The 576-nt window shown below is 56.8% G+C and carries 1 pseudogene; it reads right to left on the bottom strand.

Features of this window, described 5'->3' with window-relative positions:
• Positions 1-281, bottom strand: a pseudogene (locus HHU12_RS34655) (N-acetylmuramic acid 6-phosphate etherase); the annotation flags it as partial.
• Positions 282-576 lie beyond the last annotated feature (295 nt).

The raw sequence follows: 576 nt of genomic DNA on the forward strand, positions 1-576 counted from the left end.
GGGCGGGTGCCGAAGGTCGGTGGGCATTCGCTGGCATCGAGGATCCCCAGACGCCCTGAGGTACCCGCGCCAATGTAAATCAAGCGGCCACCGGCCTGCAGCGCTGCCGCGACCTTATCCACCACCTCGGCAATCTGCGGCAGATAGGGCGTTATCGCCTGGGCTACCTGCTGGTCTTCCTGGTTTATCACCGTCAGCATCTCGAGGGTGGAGAGGGTGTCAATGTTGGCGCTGTTGGCGTTACGTCGCTCGGTCAGCAGTTTGCTCAGGTCGATACTCATAGAAACCTCGTTATTCTCAGTGGCGCGCAGTATAAGGAATTATTTATTCCTTGCCTGTGAAGAGTATCACGATTAGTACGTGGAGAATAATAGGAGAATGGTAGGTATGGCGGGAAATAGTGCGGTAATAAATCTGGAATATTTTATTACCGCAGCAGGAGATTAGCGTGCGTCGCGCGGTTTGCTGAGGCCCAGCAGCAGCGCCAGCAGGTAGCAGATGGCCATCGCGAGGCTCATTTTCAGCATTGTTTCGCCGCCGAGACCCGCCAGCGGCGCGGCGATGCCGCCGAAGACA

The sequence above is a fragment of the Flammeovirga aprica JL-4 genome (assembly GCF_012844305.1).
Lineage (GTDB): Bacteria > Bacteroidota > Bacteroidia > Cytophagales > Flammeovirgaceae > Flammeovirga > Flammeovirga aprica.